Source organism: Pelagerythrobacter marinus, assembly GCF_034375205.1.
Taxonomy (GTDB): domain Bacteria; phylum Pseudomonadota; class Alphaproteobacteria; order Sphingomonadales; family Sphingomonadaceae; genus Pelagerythrobacter; species Pelagerythrobacter marinus.
The window spans coordinates 1,488,488-1,507,981 of sequence record NZ_CP139719.1 but is presented as its reverse complement, the minus strand read 5'-3'; the positions used below and the strand labels follow the sequence as shown (position 1 = coordinate 1,507,981).

The 19,494-nt window shown below is 67.3% G+C and carries 21 protein-coding genes; 5 read left to right on the top strand and 16 right to left on the bottom strand.

Annotation, left to right across the window (positions count from 1 at the left end; genetic code table 11):
* Positions 1-51: 51 nt before the first annotated feature.
* The gene (gene rpsD / locus T8T98_RS07295; RefSeq protein WP_251105589.1) at positions 52-666 is read right to left on the bottom strand and encodes a 30S ribosomal protein S4; all 615 of its coding nucleotides are present in this window, start codon (positions 664-666) and stop codon (positions 52-54) included.
* Between the two features lie 284 nt (positions 667-950).
* Here rpsD and T8T98_RS07290 point away from each other — a divergent pair, with 284 nt between their 5' ends.
* Positions 951-1,262, top strand: a complete 312-nt coding sequence (locus T8T98_RS07290) for a chorismate mutase (RefSeq protein ID WP_160732961.1) — start codon at positions 951-953, stop codon at positions 1,260-1,262.
* On the opposite strand, the gene T8T98_RS07285 is transcribed toward T8T98_RS07290, so the two are convergent.
* The 10 genes from T8T98_RS07285 to T8T98_RS07240 all read right to left on the bottom strand — a co-directional run bounded on the left by T8T98_RS07285 (position 1,259) and on the right by T8T98_RS07240 (position 11,473).
* Positions 1,259-1,972: an RNA methyltransferase gene (locus tag T8T98_RS07285; RefSeq protein WP_407675118.1), complete on the bottom strand. Its 714-nt coding sequence runs from the start codon at positions 1,970-1,972 to the stop codon at positions 1,259-1,261. The genes T8T98_RS07290 and T8T98_RS07285 overlap by 4 nt on opposite strands.
* A gap of 70 nt (positions 1,973-2,042) precedes the next feature.
* Positions 2,043-2,519, bottom strand: a complete 477-nt coding sequence (nrdR, locus tag T8T98_RS07280; protein ID WP_160732960.1) for a transcriptional regulator NrdR — start codon at positions 2,517-2,519, stop codon at positions 2,043-2,045.
* Positions 2,520-2,525: 6 nt separating this feature from the next.
* Positions 2,526-3,836, bottom strand: a complete 1,311-nt coding sequence (glyA, locus tag T8T98_RS07275) for a serine hydroxymethyltransferase (protein ID WP_407675117.1) — start codon at positions 3,834-3,836, stop codon at positions 2,526-2,528.
* 5 nt (positions 3,837-3,841) lie between these two features.
* Complete coding sequence (rpiB, locus tag T8T98_RS07270; RefSeq protein WP_160732958.1) at positions 3,842-4,279, bottom strand: ribose 5-phosphate isomerase B; 438 nt, start codon at positions 4,277-4,279, stop codon at positions 3,842-3,844.
* An 86-nt stretch (positions 4,280-4,365) separates the two neighbouring features.
* The gene (locus tag T8T98_RS07265; protein WP_251105591.1) at positions 4,366-4,716 is read right to left on the bottom strand and encodes a response regulator; all 351 of its coding nucleotides are present in this window, start codon (positions 4,714-4,716) and stop codon (positions 4,366-4,368) included.
* A complete protein-coding gene (locus T8T98_RS07260; protein ID WP_251105592.1) occupies positions 4,713-6,161 on the bottom strand; it encodes a sensor histidine kinase in 1,449 nt (482 codons plus the stop codon). The genes T8T98_RS07265 and T8T98_RS07260 overlap by 4 nt, the downstream gene beginning before the upstream one ends.
* 147 nt (positions 6,162-6,308) lie before the next feature.
* Positions 6,309-8,330, bottom strand: a complete 2,022-nt coding sequence (gene rpoD / locus T8T98_RS07255) for an RNA polymerase sigma factor RpoD (RefSeq protein ID WP_251105593.1) — start codon at positions 8,328-8,330, stop codon at positions 6,309-6,311.
* A 10-nt stretch (positions 8,331-8,340) separates the two neighbouring features.
* Positions 8,341-10,227 carry a DNA primase gene (gene dnaG / locus T8T98_RS07250; RefSeq protein ID WP_251105594.1) on the bottom strand — a complete coding sequence of 629 codons (1,887 nt, stop codon included), beginning with the start codon at positions 10,225-10,227 and terminating at the stop codon, positions 8,341-8,343.
* A gap of 41 nt (positions 10,228-10,268) precedes the next feature.
* Complete coding sequence (locus T8T98_RS07245; RefSeq protein ID WP_251105595.1) at positions 10,269-11,024, bottom strand: hypothetical protein; 756 nt, start codon at positions 11,022-11,024, stop codon at positions 10,269-10,271.
* Entirely contained in the window at positions 11,021-11,473 is a 453-nt protein-coding gene (locus T8T98_RS07240) for a GatB/YqeY domain-containing protein (protein WP_160732953.1), read from the bottom strand. The genes T8T98_RS07245 and T8T98_RS07240 overlap by 4 nt, the downstream gene beginning before the upstream one ends.
* A gap of 151 nt (positions 11,474-11,624) precedes the next feature.
* Here T8T98_RS07240 and carA point away from each other — a divergent pair, with 151 nt between their 5' ends.
* The 4 genes from carA to greA all read left to right on the top strand — a co-directional run bounded on the left by carA (position 11,625) and on the right by greA (position 17,064).
* Entirely contained in the window at positions 11,625-12,791 is a 1,167-nt protein-coding gene (gene carA / locus T8T98_RS07235; RefSeq protein ID WP_251105596.1) for a glutamine-hydrolyzing carbamoyl-phosphate synthase small subunit, read from the top strand.
* Complete coding sequence (locus T8T98_RS07230) at positions 12,788-13,156, top strand: hypothetical protein (RefSeq protein ID WP_251105597.1); 369 nt, start codon at positions 12,788-12,790, stop codon at positions 13,154-13,156. Before carA ends, T8T98_RS07230 begins: the two co-directional genes overlap by 4 nt.
* The gene (carB, locus tag T8T98_RS07225) at positions 13,156-16,479 is read left to right on the top strand and encodes a carbamoyl-phosphate synthase large subunit (protein ID WP_251105598.1); all 3,324 of its coding nucleotides are present in this window, start codon (positions 13,156-13,158) and stop codon (positions 16,477-16,479) included. Before T8T98_RS07230 ends, carB begins: the two co-directional genes overlap by 1 nt.
* A 108-nt stretch (positions 16,480-16,587) precedes the next feature.
* Complete coding sequence (gene greA, locus T8T98_RS07220) at positions 16,588-17,064, top strand: transcription elongation factor GreA (protein WP_160732949.1); 477 nt, start codon at positions 16,588-16,590, stop codon at positions 17,062-17,064.
* A 70-nt stretch (positions 17,065-17,134) separates the two neighbouring features.
* Here greA and T8T98_RS07215 read toward each other — a convergent pair whose 3' ends face one another.
* The 5 genes from T8T98_RS07215 to T8T98_RS07195 form a co-directional block, all read right to left on the bottom strand.
* The gene (locus tag T8T98_RS07215; RefSeq protein ID WP_160732948.1) at positions 17,135-17,365 is read right to left on the bottom strand and encodes a DUF4170 domain-containing protein; all 231 of its coding nucleotides are present in this window, start codon (positions 17,363-17,365) and stop codon (positions 17,135-17,137) included.
* 117 nt (positions 17,366-17,482) lie between these two features.
* Positions 17,483-17,977, bottom strand: coding sequence for a hypothetical protein (locus tag T8T98_RS07210; RefSeq protein ID WP_251105599.1), 495 nt, complete (start codon positions 17,975-17,977; stop codon positions 17,483-17,485).
* A gap of 45 nt (positions 17,978-18,022) precedes the next feature.
* Entirely contained in the window at positions 18,023-18,346 is a 324-nt protein-coding gene (locus T8T98_RS07205) for a hypothetical protein (RefSeq protein ID WP_251105600.1), read from the bottom strand.
* Positions 18,343-18,744: a phage holin family protein gene (locus T8T98_RS07200; protein WP_251105601.1), complete on the bottom strand. Its 402-nt coding sequence runs from the start codon at positions 18,742-18,744 to the stop codon at positions 18,343-18,345. Before T8T98_RS07200 ends, T8T98_RS07205 begins: the two co-directional genes overlap by 4 nt.
* Before the next feature lie 27 nt (positions 18,745-18,771).
* Positions 18,772-19,389, bottom strand: a complete 618-nt coding sequence (locus T8T98_RS07195) for a hypothetical protein (RefSeq protein WP_251105602.1) — start codon at positions 19,387-19,389, stop codon at positions 18,772-18,774.
* Positions 19,390-19,494: the final 105 nt, after the last annotated feature.

Here is a 19,494-nt window from a genome sequence, read left to right as displayed (position 1 = left end):
GGGCGGCCCCGCGGGGCCGCCCTCCTGTCTCTTTCGTGCCTCGCGGCCGGATCAGCGCGAGTAGAACTCGACCACCAGGTTCGGTTCCATCGTCACCGGGTAGGGCACTTCGTCGAGCGTCGGGACGCGCGTGAACGTGACCTTGTCGGTGCCGTCGGGCGCGACGTAATCGGGAATGTCACGCTCCGGCAGGCTCTGCGCCTCGATGACCAGCGCCATTTCCTTGGCCTTGTCGCCCAGGCTGACGACGTCGCCCACGTTGATGCGACGGCTGGCGATGTTGCACTTCACGCCGTTGACGCGGATGTGGCCGTGGCTGACGAGCTGGCGCGCGGCGAAGATCGTCGGCGCGAACTTGGCCCGGTAGACCACCATGTCGAGCCGCTGTTCGAGCAGGCCGATCAGGTTCTGGCTGGTATCGCCCTTCATCCGCGATGCCTGCTGGTACGTGGCCTTGAACTGCTTCTCGGTCACGTCGCCGTAGTAGCCCTTCAGCTTCTGCTTGGCGCGCAGCTGCAGGCCGAAGTCGCTCATCTTGCCCTTGCGGCGCTGGCCGTGCTGGCCGGGGCCGTAGGAACGCTTGTTGACCGGGGAATTGGGACGACCCCAGATGTTTTCGCCCATCCGGCGGTCGAGTTTGTACTTGGCGCTCTTGCGCTTCGACATAAGTCGTGTCCTTCGATCTGCTGGATCGCCTCCCGCACCGACCATCGGGGCGGGACCGACCATTGAACCCGGCATCGCACCGCCGGAAGAAACCTTCCGGCGCGGCCGCCGCTTCACCGGGGTGCGGGGCCAATTCGCGAAGGCGGCCCATTAGCAGGATCGGCGGCCCGGTCAAGGGGACGTTCCATCGTTCTTCGCCGCGCACCGGGGCCAGGCCGCCCCGGAGCGGGGGCGGAGCGGTTATCGGCTCGACAAGCGCGGTGCGGGAAGGCAGGGGCACCTCCATGACCGAGACCTACCCATTGCCCGAGGCCTGCCGCGACATGGGCGACGTGCGCGCGGGCGTCGATGCCACCGATCGCGAGCTGATGGCGCTGCTCGACCGGCGCTTCGGATATATGCGCGCGGCTGCCCGGATAAAGACATCGCGCGACGCCGTGCGCGACGAGGGGCGCAAGGCCGCGGTCATCGCCGCCGCGCGCGAGGATGCCGCGGCACGCGGGTTGCCGGCCGATGCGATCGCCGCGATCTGGGACCGGCTGGTCGAGACGTCGATCGCCTACGAACTGGACGAGTGGGACCGCCTGAAGGCCTAGTCCCGCGGCGGTTTCGCCAGGCTCGACAGCACGCCGCGCATCGTGCGCACCTCGAGGTGGTTCCACCCCGGCTTGGTCAGCATCGAGCGCAATGTCCGCCGCGTCGCCGCGGCCCGCGTCTCGGGCAGGAAATAGCCACGCGGGCCGAGCATTCCCTCCAGCTGCGCGATCATCCCTTCCAGCTCGGCCTGGGGGGCGGGCGGCAGTTCCTCTTCCTCGGTCGGCTGCACCAGCTCGCTGGCGTCGCCTTGCGTCTTCGACCATTCGTAGGCGCAGAGGATGACGGCCTGCGCGAGGTTGAGCGAGCCGAAGGCCGGGTTGATCGGCACGGTCAGGATCGCGCGGGCGAGCGCGACATCGTCGGTTTCCAGGCCCGAGCGTTCGGGGCCGAAGACGATCGCCGAACGCCCTGTGGCCGACGCCATCTCGGCCGCGGCCCGCTCGGGCGTGACGACCGGCTTGGTCACGCCGCGCTTGCGCACCGTCGTGGCATAGACATGGGCGCAATCGGCCACCGCGTCGGCCAGCGTCTCGTGGACGCTGGCCCGTTCGAGGACCACGTCCGCACCCGCCGCCGCGGGGCCGGCGGCCGGGTTGGGCCAGCCGTCGCGCGGAGCGACCAGGCGCATTTCCGTCAGCCCGAAATTGAGCATGGCGCGCGCTGCCTTGCCGATGTTCTCGCCCAGTTGCGGGCGAACGAGCACGATCACCGGCCGGCCGGTGCCGCCGTCGCCACCCTTGGGGGCGCCTTCGCCGTGCGGTCCGGGCGCTGCTGTCACGTCAGGCGCCGCCCGTGCCCTGCGCCCCGGCCTCGTGGACCGTGCTGGCGAATTCCTCGAAATCGCGGGCCTCGCTGAAATCGCGATAGACGCTGGCGAAGCGGATATAGGCGACGCTGTCGATCTGGCGCAGGCCCTCCATCACCAGTTCGCCGATCCGGCTCGACGGCACTTCGCTTTCGCCGGCGGTTTCCACCTGGCGCTGGATGCCGGAGACGAGCTGGTCGATCCGTTCCTGCTCGATCCCGCGCTTGCGGCAGGCGAGGGCGACCGAGTGTTCGAGCTTCGACCGATCGAACGTCTCGCGGCGTTCCCCGCTCTTGACGATCGTCACTTCGCGCAGCTGCACGCGCTCGAACGTGGTGAAGCGTGCGCCGCAGCTGGTGCACTGGCGCCGGCGGCGGATGGCCGAGCCGTCTTCCGCCGGGCGGCTGTCCTTTACCTGGCTGTCGTCATGCGCGCAGAAGGGGCATCGCATTGCGCATCACATTCCCGGATAGACGGGGAAGGCTTCGCACAGCTCGTTCACGCGGCCGCGAACGCGTTCCTCGATCTGGGCATCGCCTTCCGGGCCGTTTTTGGCCAGGCCGTCCACGACTTCGGCAATCAGTTCGCCGACCTTGCGGAACTCCGCCGGGCCGAAGCCGCGCGTCGTGCCCGCGGGCGAGCCGAGGCGCACGCCGCTGGTGACGAAGGGGCTGCGGGTATCGAACGGGATGCCGTTCTTGTTGCAGGTCAGCCAGGCGCGATCGAGCCCTTTCTCGGCTGCCTTGCCGGTCACGTCCTTGGCCGTGAGATCGACCAGCATCAGGTGGTTGTCCGTCCCGCCCGAAACGATCCGCAGGCCGTTTTCTTCCAGGCTGGCGGCAAGCGCGCGGGCGTTTTCGACCACGTTGTCGGCATAGGCCCTGAACTCGGGACGCAGGGCCTCGCGGAAGGCGACGGCCTTGGCCGCGACGACATGCATCAGCGGCCCGCCCTGCATGCCCGGGAAGACCGCGCTGTTGACCTTCTTCGCGATTCCTTCGTCGTTGGTCAGGATCACGCCCGAGCGCGGGCCGCGCAGGCTCTTGTGCGTGGTCGTGGTCACGACATGGGCGTGGGGGAAGGGGGAAGGGTGCGCGCCGCCGGCAACAAGGCCCGAGAAATGCGACATGTCCACCAGCAGCCAGGCGCCGACCGCATCGGCGATCTCGCGAAACTTCGCGAAGTCCCACTGGCGCGAATAGGCCGTGCCGCCGGCGATGATGAGCTTCGGCTTGTGTTCGTGCGCGAGCCGTTCGACCTGTTCCATGTCGAGCAGTTCGTCGTCCTTGCGCACGCCATAGGGCACGACATTGAACCACTTGCCGCTCATGTTGACGGGCGATCCGTGGGTCAGGTGCCCGCCCGAATTGAGATCGAGGCCCATGAAGGTATCGCCCGGCTCCAGCAGGGCCAGGAACACGGCCTGGTTCATCTGGCTGCCGGAATTCGGCTGGACGTTCGCGAACTCGCAGCCGAACAGTTCCTTCGCCCGTTCGATCGCCAGCGTTTCGACCACGTCGGCATATTCGCACCCGCCGTAATAGCGTTTGCCCGGATAGCCTTCGGCATACTTGTTGGTGAAGACGCTGCCGGTCGCTTCGAGCACGGCGCGGCTGGCGATGTTCTCGCTCGCGATCAGTTCGATCTTGTTGCGTTGCCGCTTCAGCTCGTCGCGGATCGCGCCGGCGATCTCGGGATCGGCGTCGGCCAGGCTGTCGTGCCAGAAACGGTTCGTGCTGTCGGCTTGGGTAGCGGTCGCGGTCATCAGGGGTCTCAGCAGCTGGGGTTCGAGAGTTTGTCGACGCGGCGCTGGTGGCGCCCGCCGCCGAAATCGGTGCCGATGAAGGCGGAAACGCAGGCCTTGGCCTGTTCGATTCCGATCAGCCGCGCACCGAGGGCGATCATGTTCGCATCGTTGTGTTCGCGCGCGAGACCGGCCGAAAGCGGTTCCGACACGAGCGCGCAGCGCGCGCCGGGGTTGCGGTTGGCCGCGATCGAGATGCCGATCCCCGAACCGCACAGGGCGATGCCCCGCTCCGCCGTGCCCTCGGCGACGACGGCGGCCAGCTTGTAGCCGAAGTCGGGATAGTCGACGCTGTCGTGGCTGTCCGGGCCGAGGTCGGCGACCTCGTGGCCTTCCTCGATCAGCCATTCGCGCAGGGCGGCTTTCATCTCGATGGCCGCGTGATCGGAAGCTATGGCAATACGCATGGCCGCGCCCATAAGCCTTTCGGGCGCGCTGTGCCACCCGCAAAAGCGCAGTTGTCCCGCCTTCGCTGGCGCGAGCTGACGCGCGCTCAGGCGATGGCGTCGATCGCCCGGCGAACCTGGCCCGGGCTGTAGGGCTTGGACAGCGTGGGCACGTCGGCGAACTCGGGCGGATGGGCGGTGTCGCCGTAGCCGGTGGCGAAGAGGAAGGGTATCCCGCCTTCGCGCAGGCGCGCGGCCACGCCGTAGCTCTTGCCGCCGTGGACGTTGACGTCGAGGATGCCGCAATCGAAGGCCTGGCCTGCGACGGCCGTTTCCGCCTCGTCCAGCGTGGTCGCGAGGAACGAGTGCGCGCCTTCGGCGGCCAGGATATCTTCCAGTGCGAAGCCGATGATCGGTTCGTCCTCCAGCACCAGGATGCGTGCACCGTTCATCTTCATAGCGTGGCCTCGATCCTGCAGCGCAACCCTTCCGGGCGATAGTCCAGTTCCACCTTGCCCCCGCGGTCGCCCAGGCCCCGGCGGATAAGGCGCGAGCCGAAGCCTTCGCGTTCCGGCGGCGAGACCGGCGGGCCGCCGCTCTCGGCCCAGTCGATGACAAGCGTCGGAGCGCCGGGGCGATCGTCGCCGGCGTCCCCGGCCGGGACGATGCGCCAGGACACCGCGATCCGCCCTTCGGCACACGACAGGGCGCCGTACTTGATCGCGTTGGTCGAAAGCTCGTGAACGATCATCGCCAGCGCGACCGCGGGCTGCGGACGCAGGACGACGTCGGGCCCGTCGACGCGGTAGCGGTCGTTCGCCGGGCCGGCGGTCGCCTCCAGTGCGCCGGTAATCAGCTCGCGCAAGTCCGCCGCTTCCCAGTTGCACGCCGTCAGCAGGTTGTGCGCGCTTGCCAGTGCCGAGAGGCGGGCGGAGAAGCTCTCCAGCGCGCGCTCGCCAGGCTGCTCGGCGCGCGCGAAGGATTGCTGGGCCAGGCCCTGGACGATCGCGAGCGTGTTCTTCACCCGGTGGTTCAGCTCGTTGATCAGCAGGCGCTGGCGTTCCTCGGCCTCGACCTCCTCGGTCACGTCGTGGCCCTGGACGAACACGCCCGAGACCTCGCCATCCTCGTCGAAGATCGGCTGGTAGATGAATTCGAGGTAGAGCTGCTCCGGCTCCGCGTCGGGGCGGTTGCGCAGGGCGATCTTCTCGCGGCTGCCGAAATAGGGCCTGCCGCTGGCGCGCACTTCGTCGAGCAGGTCCACGAAACCCTGCTCGACCACTTCGGGCAGGGCCTCGATCACGCGCAGGCCCAGCAGGGGCCGGTCGCCGATCAGGCGGCGGTAGGCGGCATTGGCCATCACGAAGCGATGCTCCGGCCCCTGCAGCACGCAGACGAAGCCCGGCGCCTGTTCGAGCAGCCGCTTCAGCTGCTGGCTTTCCTCCTCCAGCCCGCGGTTGCGCAGCTCCACCGCGGCTGCGCGGCGAATGACATCGACCTCGTCGCGCAGGCGGCGCAGGCCGTGGAGTTCGGTGACGTTAACGGTGTGCTGCAGGATATAGGCGACTTCGCCGTCCTTCCCCAGGAACGGGGTGTGCGTGGCGCTCCAGTAATGGGCATCCATGCTGCCGTCGGGATTGCGAATGTCGTAACGGATCAGCGCGATCTCGTCGACTTCGCGCGTTTCCAGGACGCGCGCGAACGAGGCGCGCAGCTGGCGATGGCTGTCCGAATCCTCCGGGCTGGGGAAGGCGTCAAACATCGTCTTGCCGACGATGTCGTCGCGCTCGCGCATCGTGACGCGCAGGTACGCGTCGTTCATCCACACGATCACCAGATCGCGATCGAGCACGACGTACGGATTGGGGGACCGCGCGAACAGCGCCTCGAAGTCAATGGACAATGCTGACGCTCACGATTTCCCTCCCTCGGGTGCGCCAATAGCGCGCGAGAACCGCTCCGGTTCCCGCCCGAATGCCTTTCCTGTCAGGATTTTGTCGCACAGGCGCGCGGGCGAAGGCGTAACGGGTCGGCCTCCGCCCGGCGGAGCCTACTGGTCGAGGAAGGAGCGCATCTTGCGGCTGCGGCTCGGGTGCTTGAGCTTGCGCAGGGCCTTGGCCTCGATCTGGCGGATACGTTCGCGTGTCACCGAGAACTGCTGGCCGACTTCCTCCAGCGTGTGATCGGTGTTCATGCCGATGCCGAAACGCATGCGCAGCACGCGTTCCTCGCGCGGGGTGAGGCTGGCGAGCACGCGGGTGACGGTTTCCTTCAGGTTCGCCTGGATCGCCGCGTCCACCGGGATGATCGCGTTCTTGTCCTCGATGAAATCGCCCAGGTGGCTGTCTTCCTCGTCGCCGATCGGCGTTTCGAGGGAGATCGGCTCCTTGGCGATCTTCATCACCTTGCGAACCTTCTCCAACGGCATGGAGAGGCGCTCGGCCATTTCCTCCGGCGTGGGTTCGCGGCCCTGCTCGTGCAGGAACTGGCGGCTCGTGCGCACCAGCTTGTTGATCGTCTCGATCATGTGGACCGGGATGCGGATCGTGCGCGCCTGGTCGGCGATCGAGCGGGTGATCGCCTGGCGGATCCACCAGGTGGCGTAAGTGCTGAACTTGTAGCCGCGGCGGTACTCGAACTTGTCGACCGCTTTCATCAGGCCGATGTTGCCTTCCTGGATCAGATCGAGGAATTGCAGGCCGCGGTTCGTGTATTTCTTCGCGATCGAGATCACCAGGCGCAGGTTCGCCTCGACCATTTCCTTCTTGGCGATGCGCGCCTCGCGCTCGCCCTTCTGCACCATGTTCACGATGCGGCGGAATTCCTCCAGGCTCATGCCCGTCTGGCTGGCGATGTCGGAAATCTCGGCCCGGATGCGTTCGACGGCCTCGCCCTCGCGATCGGCGAAGGCGGCCCATTTCTTGTCCTTCTTCGCGCGTTCCTTCAGCCAGGAATCGTCGAGCTCGTTGCCGATATAGGCATCGAGGAAGTCCGCCCGCTTGATCTTGTGCCGTTCGGCGAGGCGCAGCATCTGGCCGCCGAGTGCGGTCAGGCGGCGGTTGAAGGCATAGAGGTTGTCGACCAGGAACTCGATCTTGGTCGCGTGGAACTGGACGCTTTCGACCTCGGCGGTCAGCTCTTCGCGGAGCTTTTCGTACTTCTTTTCCTTCGCCGCCGGGAAATCCTCGCCGCGGCCGATCGTCTCGACCCGCTCGGCCTGGATCTTCTCGAACTTCTTGAACAGGTCGGTGATGCGGGCAAAGCGCTCGACGGCGTCCGGCTTGAGCGCGGCCTCCATCTGCGCGAGGGACATCGTGTTGTCTTCCTCGTCGTCTTCCTCGCGCCGCCGGCCGTTCTCGCCCTCTTCCTCGTCCTCGGCGGTCTCTTCGTCGACTTCGTCGTCCTCGCGGATCGACGGGCCTGCGGTCTCCTCGGAGATCTCGCCGTCGTCGTCCTCCGCGCCTTCTTCCATCTTGTCGGCCGGCGGTTCCTTCGACAGCATGGCATCGAGATCGAGGATCTCGCGCAGCTGCATTTCCTCGCTGTTGAGCGCTTCGGACCACTGGATGATCGCGTGGAAGGTGATCGGGCTCTCGCACAGGCCGATGATCATCGTGTCGCGCCCGGCCTCGATCCGCTTGGCGATGGCGATCTCGCCCTCGCGGCTCAGCAGTTCCACCGCCCCCATCTCGCGCAGGTACATGCGCACCGGGTCGTCGGTGCGATCAGAGGTGGTCGTCTTCTTGGCCGCGGCCGCGGCGGTCTTCTTCGCCGGCTTCGCACCGTCGCCGTCGGCGTCGGCGGCGATTTCCTCCACCTCGCTCTCGGCATCGGCGTCGGCCTCCGCCTCTTCGTCGTTCTCGACGATATTGACGCCCATCTCGGAGATCGCGGACATGACATCCTCGATCTGGTCGGTCGTCATCTGGTCCTGCGGCAGGGCCTCGTTCAGTTCGTCGACGGTGACGTAGCCACGCTTTTTCGCACGGGTGATGAGCTTCTTGATCGACGCCTCGTTGAGATCGATCAGCGGTGCGTCATCGGTGTCGGAGTTCTTCGACTTGGTTGCCATGAAGATGCGTTCATTCCGTGTCTGCGCCATTGGCGGGCCCTGTCTCCCCCCGGCGCGTTGAATCAGCTTGGGCCGCCGAAGCAGCCCGTCGGCTCGACATTTGCCCTAGTCGCCGCTCAAATTCCAGCTTTCGTTTGAGCAATCTCTGTTGCTCGGCGAAAGCTCCTTCCGGGTCGGTTTCGAACCGCGTTGTCGCTGCGGCCAGGGCAGCTTCCAGCGCAGGCCGTTCGACCAGCAGCGCCACGGCTTCGGCCAACTGTTCGCGCGCGACTTGCGGATCGATGCCTTCTCCGAGGAAGGCGAAGCGGGTGTTATCCGGCGGCGCGACGGGACCGTCGAACGACGATATGGGCAAAGTCTCGCCCGGTTCAAGCATTTCCACCGCTTCCAGCACCGCGTCCACCGCCGGGCCGGCCTTGCGGTCGAGCTGCGCGAAGCGGCCCAGCTGCTCGGCATGGCGGAGCGCCTCGTCGGGGTAGCGCATCAGGCCGGCGATAACGGCGGAGACCAGCTGGTCGCGCGACCCCTCGCGCGCGCCGCGCAGGCGGCGGGCGGTCTCAGGCGAAAGGCGCGGGATCGCCTGGCGCCGGTCGCGCGGCCCGCCCCCGCGCGGGGTGAAGCTGCGCTCGCGCCGGGGAAAGGCGAATGCGGAGAAGCGCTCCAGCAGCTCGCGCTTGTAGAGGGCGCGGATATCGGGATGCTCGATCCGCTCGACGTGATCGAGCAGGCGCTGCTTCAGCCCGGCCTTGTCCTCGGGCGTGTCGAGCGCCTGGGCGTTCTTCTCGAACTCCCACAGCGTGTCGAGCAGGGTGGCGGGGGCCGCCAGGAGCCTTTCCATCGCGGCCCGCCCTTCCTTTTTCAGCAGGTCGTCGGGGTCGAGCCCGGCCGGCAGGCGCACGATGGCGAGCGAATGGGCAGGGCGCAGCAGGGGCAGGGCGCGCCCGATCGCGCGCATGGCCGCACGCTGGCCGGCGGCGTCCCCGTCGAAGCAGAGCACCGGCCGTTCGACCATGCGCCAGAGCAGCTCGATCTGCTGTTCGGTGAGCGCCGTGCCGAGCGGGGCCACGGCGTCCTCGAACCCGTGGGCCGCGAGCGCGATCACGTCCATGTAGCCTTCGACCACGATCATCCGCCCGCTCTGGCGCGAGGCGGGGCCGGCACGGTGGAGGTTGTAGAGCGTGCGCCCCTTGTCGAACAGCGGCGTATCGGGCGAATTGAGGTACTTGGGCGCCTTGCTGTCGCTTTCGAGGATGCGCCCGCCGAACGCGATCACCCGCCCGCGGGCATCGTGGATCGGCAGCATCAGGCGCGCCCGGAAACGGTCGTAGGGATCGCGATCCTCGACCGCGATCCGCAGCCCGGCCTCGATCAGCAGGCTTTCGTCGAACTGCGATAGCGCGGCCTTCATCGCCTGCCGCTCCCCCGGCGCGAAGCCGAAGCCGAACCACTCGACCGTGCGCGGGCTGAACCCGCGCGAGGCGAGGTATTCGCGCGCCCGGGCGCCGCCGGGCCCCTGCAGGTTGGCGGCGAACCAGTCCTGCGCGGCCTGCATCACGTCGTGCAGTCCGGCGCGTTCCTGCGCGCGGCGCGCGGCGCGCGGATCGGGGGCGGGCATCTCCATCCCGGCTTCGGCGGCGAGTTCCTTGACCGCGTCCATGAACGAAAGGCCGCGCTGGTCGGTCATCCAGCGGATCACGTCGCCGTGCGCGCCGCAGCCGAAGCAGTGATAGAACCCCTTTTCGTCGCTTACCGTGAAGCTGGGCGTCTTCTCGTCATGGAACGGGCAGCAGGCCTTCCACTCGCGCCCCGCGCGCTGGAGCTTGGTCGTGCGCATTATGATGCTCGACAGCGTCACGCGCGATCGCAGTTCGTCCAGCCATTGGGGGGTCAGCGCCATGCGCGATCAATGCGCGGCGCGCCCGGCGAGCGCAAGGGCGATCAGCCGGCCGCGCGCGGGGCGGTGCAGGCGTTGCCCGCCGCTTCGTCGGCCGCCGGGTAGGGGCCGGGGCCGTGGGCGGCGGTATAGTTGGCGAAAATGGCATAGGCATCGCGCGGCCCGGCGGGCGGCACGGTCGATTGCCAGTAGAACGTCAGCGGCTCGGCCTGTTCCCACTGGTCCCCGCCGTCGCCCGCGTTCACCGTCCAGACGATGCCGCCTTCGTGGCAGGTGACGATCACGTCGGCCTTGGCCCCGATGGCGGCGAGGGCTTCCGCCTTCGAATAGCCGGCCTGCCCGGTGAAGCCATGGGCGGGCATGGTCAGGCGGAACTCGCTCGCGCGTTCGACGTCGGAGGAGGTATTGCCTTCGCCGTCGCCGGTGGACGGGTCGTTGTCCTCCCCCGGATGGACGACGTGGACGTAAGTGAACACCGTCCCCGCCGGCGCGCTGGCCGGATCGCACGGGTCGATCCCCGCCGGGCAGGCGACGTAGGAACGGATGTCGGCGAAGTTGCCGGCCGCGTTGGAAAGCGCCCCCTCGACGTCCTCGCCCCGCGGCCCGGCGATCTTCGCGCCCAGCGTCAGCTCGGCGAAATCGCCTGCCGGCAGTGCTTTCGCGGCCGCTTCCGCCGCCCCGTCGCTCGCGACCCGGTCGAGGTCGGTCACGGCCTCTTCGCCATCCCTGCCGGTATTGTCGGAACATGCGGCCAGGGCGATCGTGCCGACCGTGGCGAGGATGGCGAAACGGCGTGTCATGCAAGGCTCTCCTTCACCAGGGCGCTGGCCCGGCTCATGTCGAGCACAGCGCCGTGGCGGGCTTTTAGTTCCCCCATGACGCGGCCCATGTCCTTGATCGAATCGGCGCCGAGGTCGGCTTTGACCGCCGCGATTGCGGCGCGCGTTTCGGCCTCGTCCATCATCTGCGGCAGGTATTCCTCGATCACCGCCAGCTCGGCCTTTTCCTGCTCGGCCAGCTCGGTGCGGCCGCCGTCTTCGTACATCTGGATCGATTCGCGCCGCTGCTTGGCCATTTTCTGCAGCACCTCGGTCACCAGTGCGTCGTCGTCGACGTCCTTGCCGCTGGTGCGCTGTTCGATATCGCGGTCCTTGATCTTGGCGGCGATCAGCCGCAGCGCGGCCGTGCGCTGCTTGTCGCCCGCCTTCATCGCCTGGACGGTGGCCTGCTTGATGTCGTCGCGGATCATGGAAAATGCTCTCTTGCGCAAAGGGAATTTCTCGATGCCGGGGGCCTTACCCCGATAATTCGCAATTGGACAGGTTGACGGAAACCGCGCCCGCGCCTAGCGGCTGGGACTTAGCGACATTACCGGAAAACCAATGAACTCGGAGCGCCCCATGGCAGACCCCGTTAACACGCCTGCGCAACCCAAAGGAGCGACCGGCGTGCTGGTTCTGGCCGACGGGAGCCTGGTCTGGGGCAGGGGCTTCGGGGCGGTGGGCGCCGCGGTGGGCGAAGTGTGCTTCAACACCGCGATGACCGGTTATCAGGAAGTGATGACCGACCCCTCCTATGCAGGGCAGATCGTCACTTTCACGTTCCCGCATATCGGCAATGTCGGCGCGAACGCCGAAGACATCGAATCGAAGGTCGAAGGGGCCGTGGGCTGCATCGTTCGCGAGGAAGTGACCCCGCATTCGAACTTCCGCGCGCGCGAACAGTTCGGCGAATGGCTGGCGGCGCAGGGCAAGATCGGCCTGTCGGGCGTCGATACCCGCGCGCTCACCCGCCGTATCCGCCTGAACGGCGCGCCCAATGCAGTGATCGCGCACGATCCCGATGGCCGGTTCGACTTGCCTGCCTTGCTGAAGCGCGCGCAGGAATGGCCCGGGCTGAACGGGATGGACCTCGCCCAGCGGGTCAGCCGCGAGAAGCAGGAAAGCTGGGAAGGCGGATACTGGCAGCTCGGCACCGGCTATGGCCGTTCCCCGCGCGACGAGGCGCGCCCTCACGTGGTTGCGATCGATTACGGCAGCAAGGACAATATCTTCCGCAACCTGGTGAAGGCCGGCGCGCGGGTCACGGTGGTCCCGGCGAAGACCTCGCTCGACGAAGTGCTCGCGCTGTCGCCGCAGGGGGTGTTCCTGTCCAACGGGCCGGGCGACCCGGCCGCGACCGGCGAATATGCGGTGCCGGTGATCGCGGGCCTGCTGGAACGCGACGTGCCGATCTTCGGCATCTGCCTCGGCCATCAGATGCTGGCGCTGGCCGCCGGTGGGAAAACGGCCAAGATGCACCAGGGCCACCGCGGCGCGAACCATCCGGTCAAGCGGCTGGAGGATGGCGTGGTCGAGATCACCAGCATGAACCACGGCTTCGCGGTCGATAACGCCGCGCTGCCCGAAGGCGTCGAGGAAACCCACGTCAGCCTGTTCGACGGCAGCAACTGCGGCATCGCGATCAGGGGCAAGAAAGCCTTTGGCGTGCAGTACCACCCCGAGGCGAGCCCGGGGCCGCAGGACAGCTTCTACCTGTTCGAGAAGTTCGTGGGGATGTTGGGGTGAGGCGGACCAAGCTGATTTGGTTAGCTGTGGGTTTGGCCACTTCCTCGGCAATTTGGATCGTAGCGGAACGCGTGTCGTCGCACGAAGCAGACGGTGCATTCCTCGTGATCCATGATCGAGACGTCATCGAGCCAGCCGAAATGGCCGGAATGTCCAACGAAGAAGTTGCGATGAACTTGTCCAGCGCAGGCTTCGCTCGTCGTTGCGGTGCGGCCGCATTCAAAACTCATTGGGAGGGGGCTTCCCATTCAGTGCCTGAAACCCGAGTAGCGGTGACAAAGTCCAACGCCCCAGTCATCGACTGCATATTCGCGAACGCTCCGAAAGAGGGCTTTGCGATCAACCTGATGTTCGAGAATCGCTAATGCCCAAACGCACTGACATCTCTTCGATCCTCGTAATCGGCGCCGGGCCGATCATTATCGGCCAGGCTTGCGAGTTCGATTATTCGGGCACGCAGGCGATCAAGGCGTTGAAGGAGGAGGGCTATCGCGTCATCCTCGTCAACTCCAACCCGGCGACGATCATGACCGATCCAGAGTTCGCCGATGCGACGTATGTCGAGCCGATCACGCCCGAGATCGTCGAGAAGATCATCGCGAAGGAAAAGCCCGACGCGCTGCTGCCGACGATGGGCGGGCAGACCGCGCTCAACTGCGCGCTGGCGCTGTTCAATGACGGCACGCTGGACAAGCACGGCGTGCAGATGATCGGCGCCAATGCCGACGCGATCGACAAGGCCGAGAATCGCCAGCGCTTTCGCGAGGCGATGGACAAGATCGGCCTCGAATCGGCGCGCAGCGGGGTCGCCAACACGCTGGACGAGGCCTTTGCGGTGCTCGAGCGGACCGGCCTGCCGGCGATCATCCGGCCCAGCTTCACCCTCGGCGGTACCGGGGGCGGCATCGCCTACAACAAGGCCGAGTTCGAGCGGATCGTGCGCGAAGGGCTCGACGCCAGCCCGACGACCGAAGTGCTGATCGAGGAATCGCTGCTCGGCTGGAAGGAATACGAGATGGAAGTCGTGCGCGACCGGCACGACAACGCCATCATCGTCTGCTCGATCGAGAACGTCGATCCGATGGGCGTCCACACCGGCGACAGCATCACGGTCGCCCCCGCGCTGACGCTGACCGACAAGGAATACCAGATCATGCGCAGCGCCAGCATCGCGGTGCTGCGCGAGATCGGCGTCGAAACGGGCGGGTCGAACGTGCAGTTCGCGGTCAACCCGGAAGACGGCCGCCTGATCGTGATCGAGATGAACCCGCGCGTCTCGCGCTCGTCCGCGCTGGCATCGAAGGCCACCGGCTTTCCGATCGCGCGCGTCGCGGCGAAGCTGGCGGTCGGTTACACGCTGGACGAGATCACCAACGAGATCACCGGCGCCACGCCGGCGAGCTTCGAACCGACGATCGATTACGTCGTGACCAAGATCCCGCGTTTCGCGTTCGAGAAGTTCAAGGGCGCGAAGACCGAGCTTTCGACCGCGATGAAATCGGTCGGCGAAGTCATGGCGATCGGCCGCAATTTCCAGGAATCGATGCAGAAGGCCCTGCGCGGGCTGGAAACCGGGCTGGACGGCTTCAACGGCGTGGCCGAACTGGAAGGGGCCGATCGCGAGGCGATCACCACCGTGCTGAGCCGCCGGACGCACGATCGCCTGCTGAAGGTCGCCCAGGCCATGCGCGAAGGCTTCACGGTGGAGGATATCCAGGCGATCACCGGCTACGACCCGTGGTTCCTGCGCCAGATCGCCGATATCGTCGCGGCCGAGAAGGACGTGAGCGAGAACGGCCTGCCGCTCGATCCCGACGGGATGCGGCGGCTGAAGGCGATGGGCTTTTCCGATCGCCGCCTGGCCACGCTGGCCGTGCGCTCGGTCGGCGTCGCCGGGGGGCTGGCCGAAACCCAGGCCACCCGCTCGGGCCTGCTGCACGATACGGTGCGCGCGATGGCCGGCGCGACCAGCGAAGAGGAAGTGCGCAAGCTGCGCCGCAAGCTGGGCGTGCTGCCGGTGTTCAAGCGGATCGATTCCTGCGCGGCCGAGTTCGAGGCCGTCACCCCCTACATGTATTCGACTTACGAGGCGCCGAGCTTCGGCGAGCCGGAGGACGAGGCCCGGCCGAGCGATCGCCGCAAGGTCGTGATCCTCGGCGGCGGCCCGAACCGGATCGGGCAGGGGATCGAGTTCGATTACTGCTGCGTCCATGCCTGCTTCGCGCTGGCGGAGGCCGGGTTCGAAACGATCATGGTCAACTGCAACCCGGAAACGGTCAGCACCGATTACGACACGTCGGACCGCCTCTATTTCGAACCGCTGACGGCCGAGGACGTGCTGGAAATCCTGCGGGTCGAACAGCGGTCGGGCGAACTGGTCGGGGTGATCGTGCAGTTCGGCGGGCAGACGCCGCTGAAGCTGGCCCAGGCGCTGGAGGACGAGGGCATTCCGATCCTCGGCACCAGCCCCGACGCGATCGACCTGGCCGAAGACCGCGAACGCTTCGCGCGGCTCGTCAACCAGCTCAAGCTCAAGCAGCCGCTCAACGGAATTGCCAAGAGCCGCGACGAAGCCGCCGCGGTCGCCGCGCGGATCGGCTACCCGGTCCTGCTGCGGCCCAGCTACGTCCTGGGCGGGCGCGCGATGGAGATCGTGGACAGCGAGGCGCAGCTCGACGATTACATCGCCACCGCGGTTCACGTCTCGGGCGACAGCCCGGTCCTGGTGGACCAGTACCTGCGCGACGCGATCGAGTGCGACGTCGATGCGCTGTGCGACGGCGGGGACGTGCGCATCGCCGGGGTGATGCAGCATATCGAGGAAGCCGGCGTCCACTCGGGCGACAGCGCCTGCACGCTGCCGCCCTATTCGCTGCCGGCGGAAATCGTCGAGGAGATGGAGCGCCAGGCCGAGGCGCTCGCCCGCGCGCTCAAGGTCGTGGGCCTAATGAACGTCCAGTTCGCGGTCAAGGACGGAGAGGTCTACCTGATCGAGGTCAATCCGCGCGCGAGCCGGACGGTGCCGTTCGTGGCCAAGGCCATCGGGCAGCCGGTGGCGAAGATCGCCGCGCGCGTGATGGCGGGCGAGAAGCTCAGTGCCTTCCCGCCCTTCCGCCGCGCGTTCGACTACATGGCGGTGAAGGAAGCGGTGTTCCCGTTCACCCGCTTCCCCGGCGCCGACCCGATCCTGACGCCCGAGATGCGCTCCACCGGCGAAGTCATGGGGATCGACCGCGATTTCCCCGCGGCCTTCCTCAAGTCGCAGCTGGGGGCGGGCGCGCGCCTGCCCGAAGGCGGGGTGGTCTTCGTCTCGGTGAAAGACAGCGACAAGGCGATCATCCTGCCCGCCGTCCGCTCGCTGATCGAACAGGGCTTCGGCGTCATCGCCACGGCCGGGACCCAGGCGTACCTCGCCGAACAGGGCCTGCCGGTCGAACGCGTCAACAAGGTCGCCCAGGGGCAACCGCACATCGTCGACCGGATGATCGATGGCGACGTGTCGCTGGTCTTCAACACGACCGAGGGCTGGCAGAGCCTGATCGATTCGAAATCGATCCGCGCGACGGCCCTCGAAATGAAGATTCCCTACTACACCACGGCGGCGGCATCGCTCGCCGCGGCCAAGGCGATCCGGGCCGTCCGCGCCAGCCAGCTTGAAGTGCGACCGCTGCAAGACTATTATAGCTGAAACAACCCGCGTTCCCTCCCGAACATTCCGCCCGTTTCGCCGCCGCCTCCCCGACGGAGGGGCACAGGGCGGAATTGCCGTGACGGGGGCGCATGGAGGAAAGACGCGATGGCTACGATGGAAAAAGTTCCGATGCTGGCAGAGGGTTACGAGCGGCTGACTGCCGACCTCAAGTCCCTGCGCGCGGAACGGCCGAAGATCGTCGACGCGATCGAGGAAGCGCGCGCCCATGGCGACCTGTCGGAAAACGCCGAATACCACGCGGCGAAGGAACGGCAGGGCCAGGTCGAGGCGCAGATCGCCGAACTGGAAGATCGCGTCAGCCGCGCCCAGATCATCGATCCGACAACCCTTTCGGGCGACAAGATCGTTTTCGGCGCGACCGTGACCCTGCTGGACGACGACGACAAGCCGGTGAAATACCAGATCGTCGGCCAGACGGAAGCCGACGCGAACCGTGGGCGGATCAGCTACAACTCGCCGCTGGGGCGCGCGCTGATCGGCAAGTCGGTGGGCGACGAGATCGAGGTGACCGTGCCTTCGGGCGACAAGTTCTACCTCGTCGACAAGATCGAATTCATCTGATCCGGGCCGCGGCGCGGGCCGCGGGCGGATGAAACGAAGGCCCCGGACCGCGTCCGGGGCCTTTCGCCTGTCAGGCGTCCGGCGTCAGCAGGCGGTGCAGGTGGACGACGACGTATTTCATTTCAGCATCGTCCACCGTGCGCTGCGCATTGCCGCGCCAGGCCTCGACCGCGCTGTCGTAATCGCTGAACACGCCGACCACGTGGATGCTTTCCGGGTCCTGGAATTCCAGCGTGCGGGGATCCTTCACGCGCCCGCCCATGACGAGGTGGAGCCGCTGGGGTGCTTCGGTTTCTTCCATGTCTTCGGTCCTGAACCATGAGGGAGGAGGGTTGGGGAACGGCGCGGCCCTTATAGCAAACGGCGCGGCAGGCAACCCCGCCGCGCCGCTGCGCGCCCCTTGCGGCCGCGGGGGCCGTCAGTGGGCGATGCGCTGCTTCAGGTCGCGCACCGTGCGCCCGGTCCGCTTGCCGGCATCGCGCGTCAGGCGGCGCACGGTTTCGCGCGCCGCGTCGCGCTGGGAGCCGACCTCGCGGCGGAAATCGCGGGCGCTGTCGCCGATCGAATCGCCGATGTCCTCCAGCCGGTCGCCGCCGGTCCTCGCTGCCGAGCCGAGGTTCTCGAGCAGGGAAGCGCCATAGGCGGCCCCCATCTCGGCCAGGATCGCGGCCATGGCCGAGCCGCGACGCACGGCCTTCTTGCGCATGCGCCGGCCGGGGCCGGGAACGATGCTGGCGATGATAACGCCCAGCGCCAGGCCGCCGGCAACGGTCGCGATCGGGTGGTCCTTGACGAAAGCGGTCGCGGTGTCGCGCGCCTCGCGGGCATAGTCGCCCATCGAGCGGTTCGCGTGCCGCTGCTGGCCCGCCTCGATCCGGTTCTTCAGCTCTTCGCGTTTCTCGTTGTCGGCCATTGTCGTCTGTCTCCGCTGAATTGGGTTGTCGGGAACCGAACGGGCTCAAGCCCCTTCGAGTTCCGCCTCTGCCTCGTCGTCGTCGCGCCCGGCTTCATCCCCGGTGAACAGGGCCATCAGGGGGTGCCGCGCGAACCACAGCACGATCGCCGCGACCAGCGTGACCAGCACGCCGCGGTGGTTCTCCGCGACGTCGGTCGCCTCGTCGAGCACGTCGCTTGCGCCTTCGGCCACCCGTTCCAGCACGCGCGCGCCGATGCCCTTGGCGTTGAGATCGGTCTGCAGGTGGGCGATGTCCGCCTTCACCAGCGCCAGCGCCGCGTCGCGCAGCGCACGGGCTTCCGCCATCCTGTGTTCGGCCTCGGTCATGGGCTGTCGTCTCCGAAGCTGGCCCCGGCCTCCTTGAAATGCCGGATCGCGCTGCGCGCGAACAAGTATCCGCCGAGCAGGAGCACCCCGGTCACCGCCGCGGTCGCGCCCCAGATGGTGAGGAAGCGCGAGAGCGCGATGACCACGCCGACCACCAGCCCGATCAGCGCGATGTGCACGAGGGCGAAGGCGGCAAGGCCGTGGACGATCCCCGACTTGCCCTTGTCCGCGACAAAACCCGCGCGGCTTTTCTGATAGGCCGCCTCGGCCTCCAGGTAGGTCTTGCCGTCTTCGAGCAGCGCGACGAGATCGTCGGTCAGCGAAGTGCCCGAGCGCGCCTGGTCGGCGCCCGGACTCTCCTGCCCGTCCTGCCCGGGGGGCAGGGGCTCGTCATGCATGGTTGCCACCTCGGGAAAGCGCGCGGATCAGTCGCGGCTGCCGCGGAACATCCGCGCCAGCATGAAACCCGCGACCGCCGCCAGCCCGACCGCGAGGCCGGGGCTCCGGCGGACCATTTCGCGCGCCTCGTCGCTCAGTTCGTCGACGCTCTTCTGGTCGAGCTTGACCGAAGCATCCTCGAGGCTGCGCGAGGCCTTGCGCGCGTAATCGCCGTATTGCGAACCGAACTTCTCGTCGATCGCGGTGGCGTTCTCGGAAACCATGCGGCTGAGCGAGGACAGCGCCTCGCTCGCCTTGGTCTTGCCCTCGGTCGCGAGTTCCTTGCTCTTGCCCTTCGCCTGTTCGCCATAGGCCTTCGCCTCGGCGACCCAGTCGTCGGAGCGGTCGCGCGCCTGGTCGCGATAGGCGGAGGCGCGATCGGCCGCCTCGGCCTTCAGCGCGGCGGCGCCGGCCTTGGCTTCCTCCAGCGCGGAGTTGAAACGCGACTTGGCTTCGGTCCGGTGGTCCGTCGTCGGTTGATCGGGGGTCCGGCTCTCGGGCGCGGGGGTGCTGGCGGCACCCGTCTTCGCCTTCGCCGTGCTGCGAGCCGCCGGCTTCCTGGCGGTCGTTTTCTTCTTGGTGGTGGAAGGTGTCGCGTCAGCCATGTCGTGTTCCCTTAAGCCCTCAACTTGATTTGCAGCGCGCAGCCGTCATCGGCGCTTTAGCTGTTCAGGTTGCCAACGCAACTTGCGCCGCATTGTTCCGGCGCA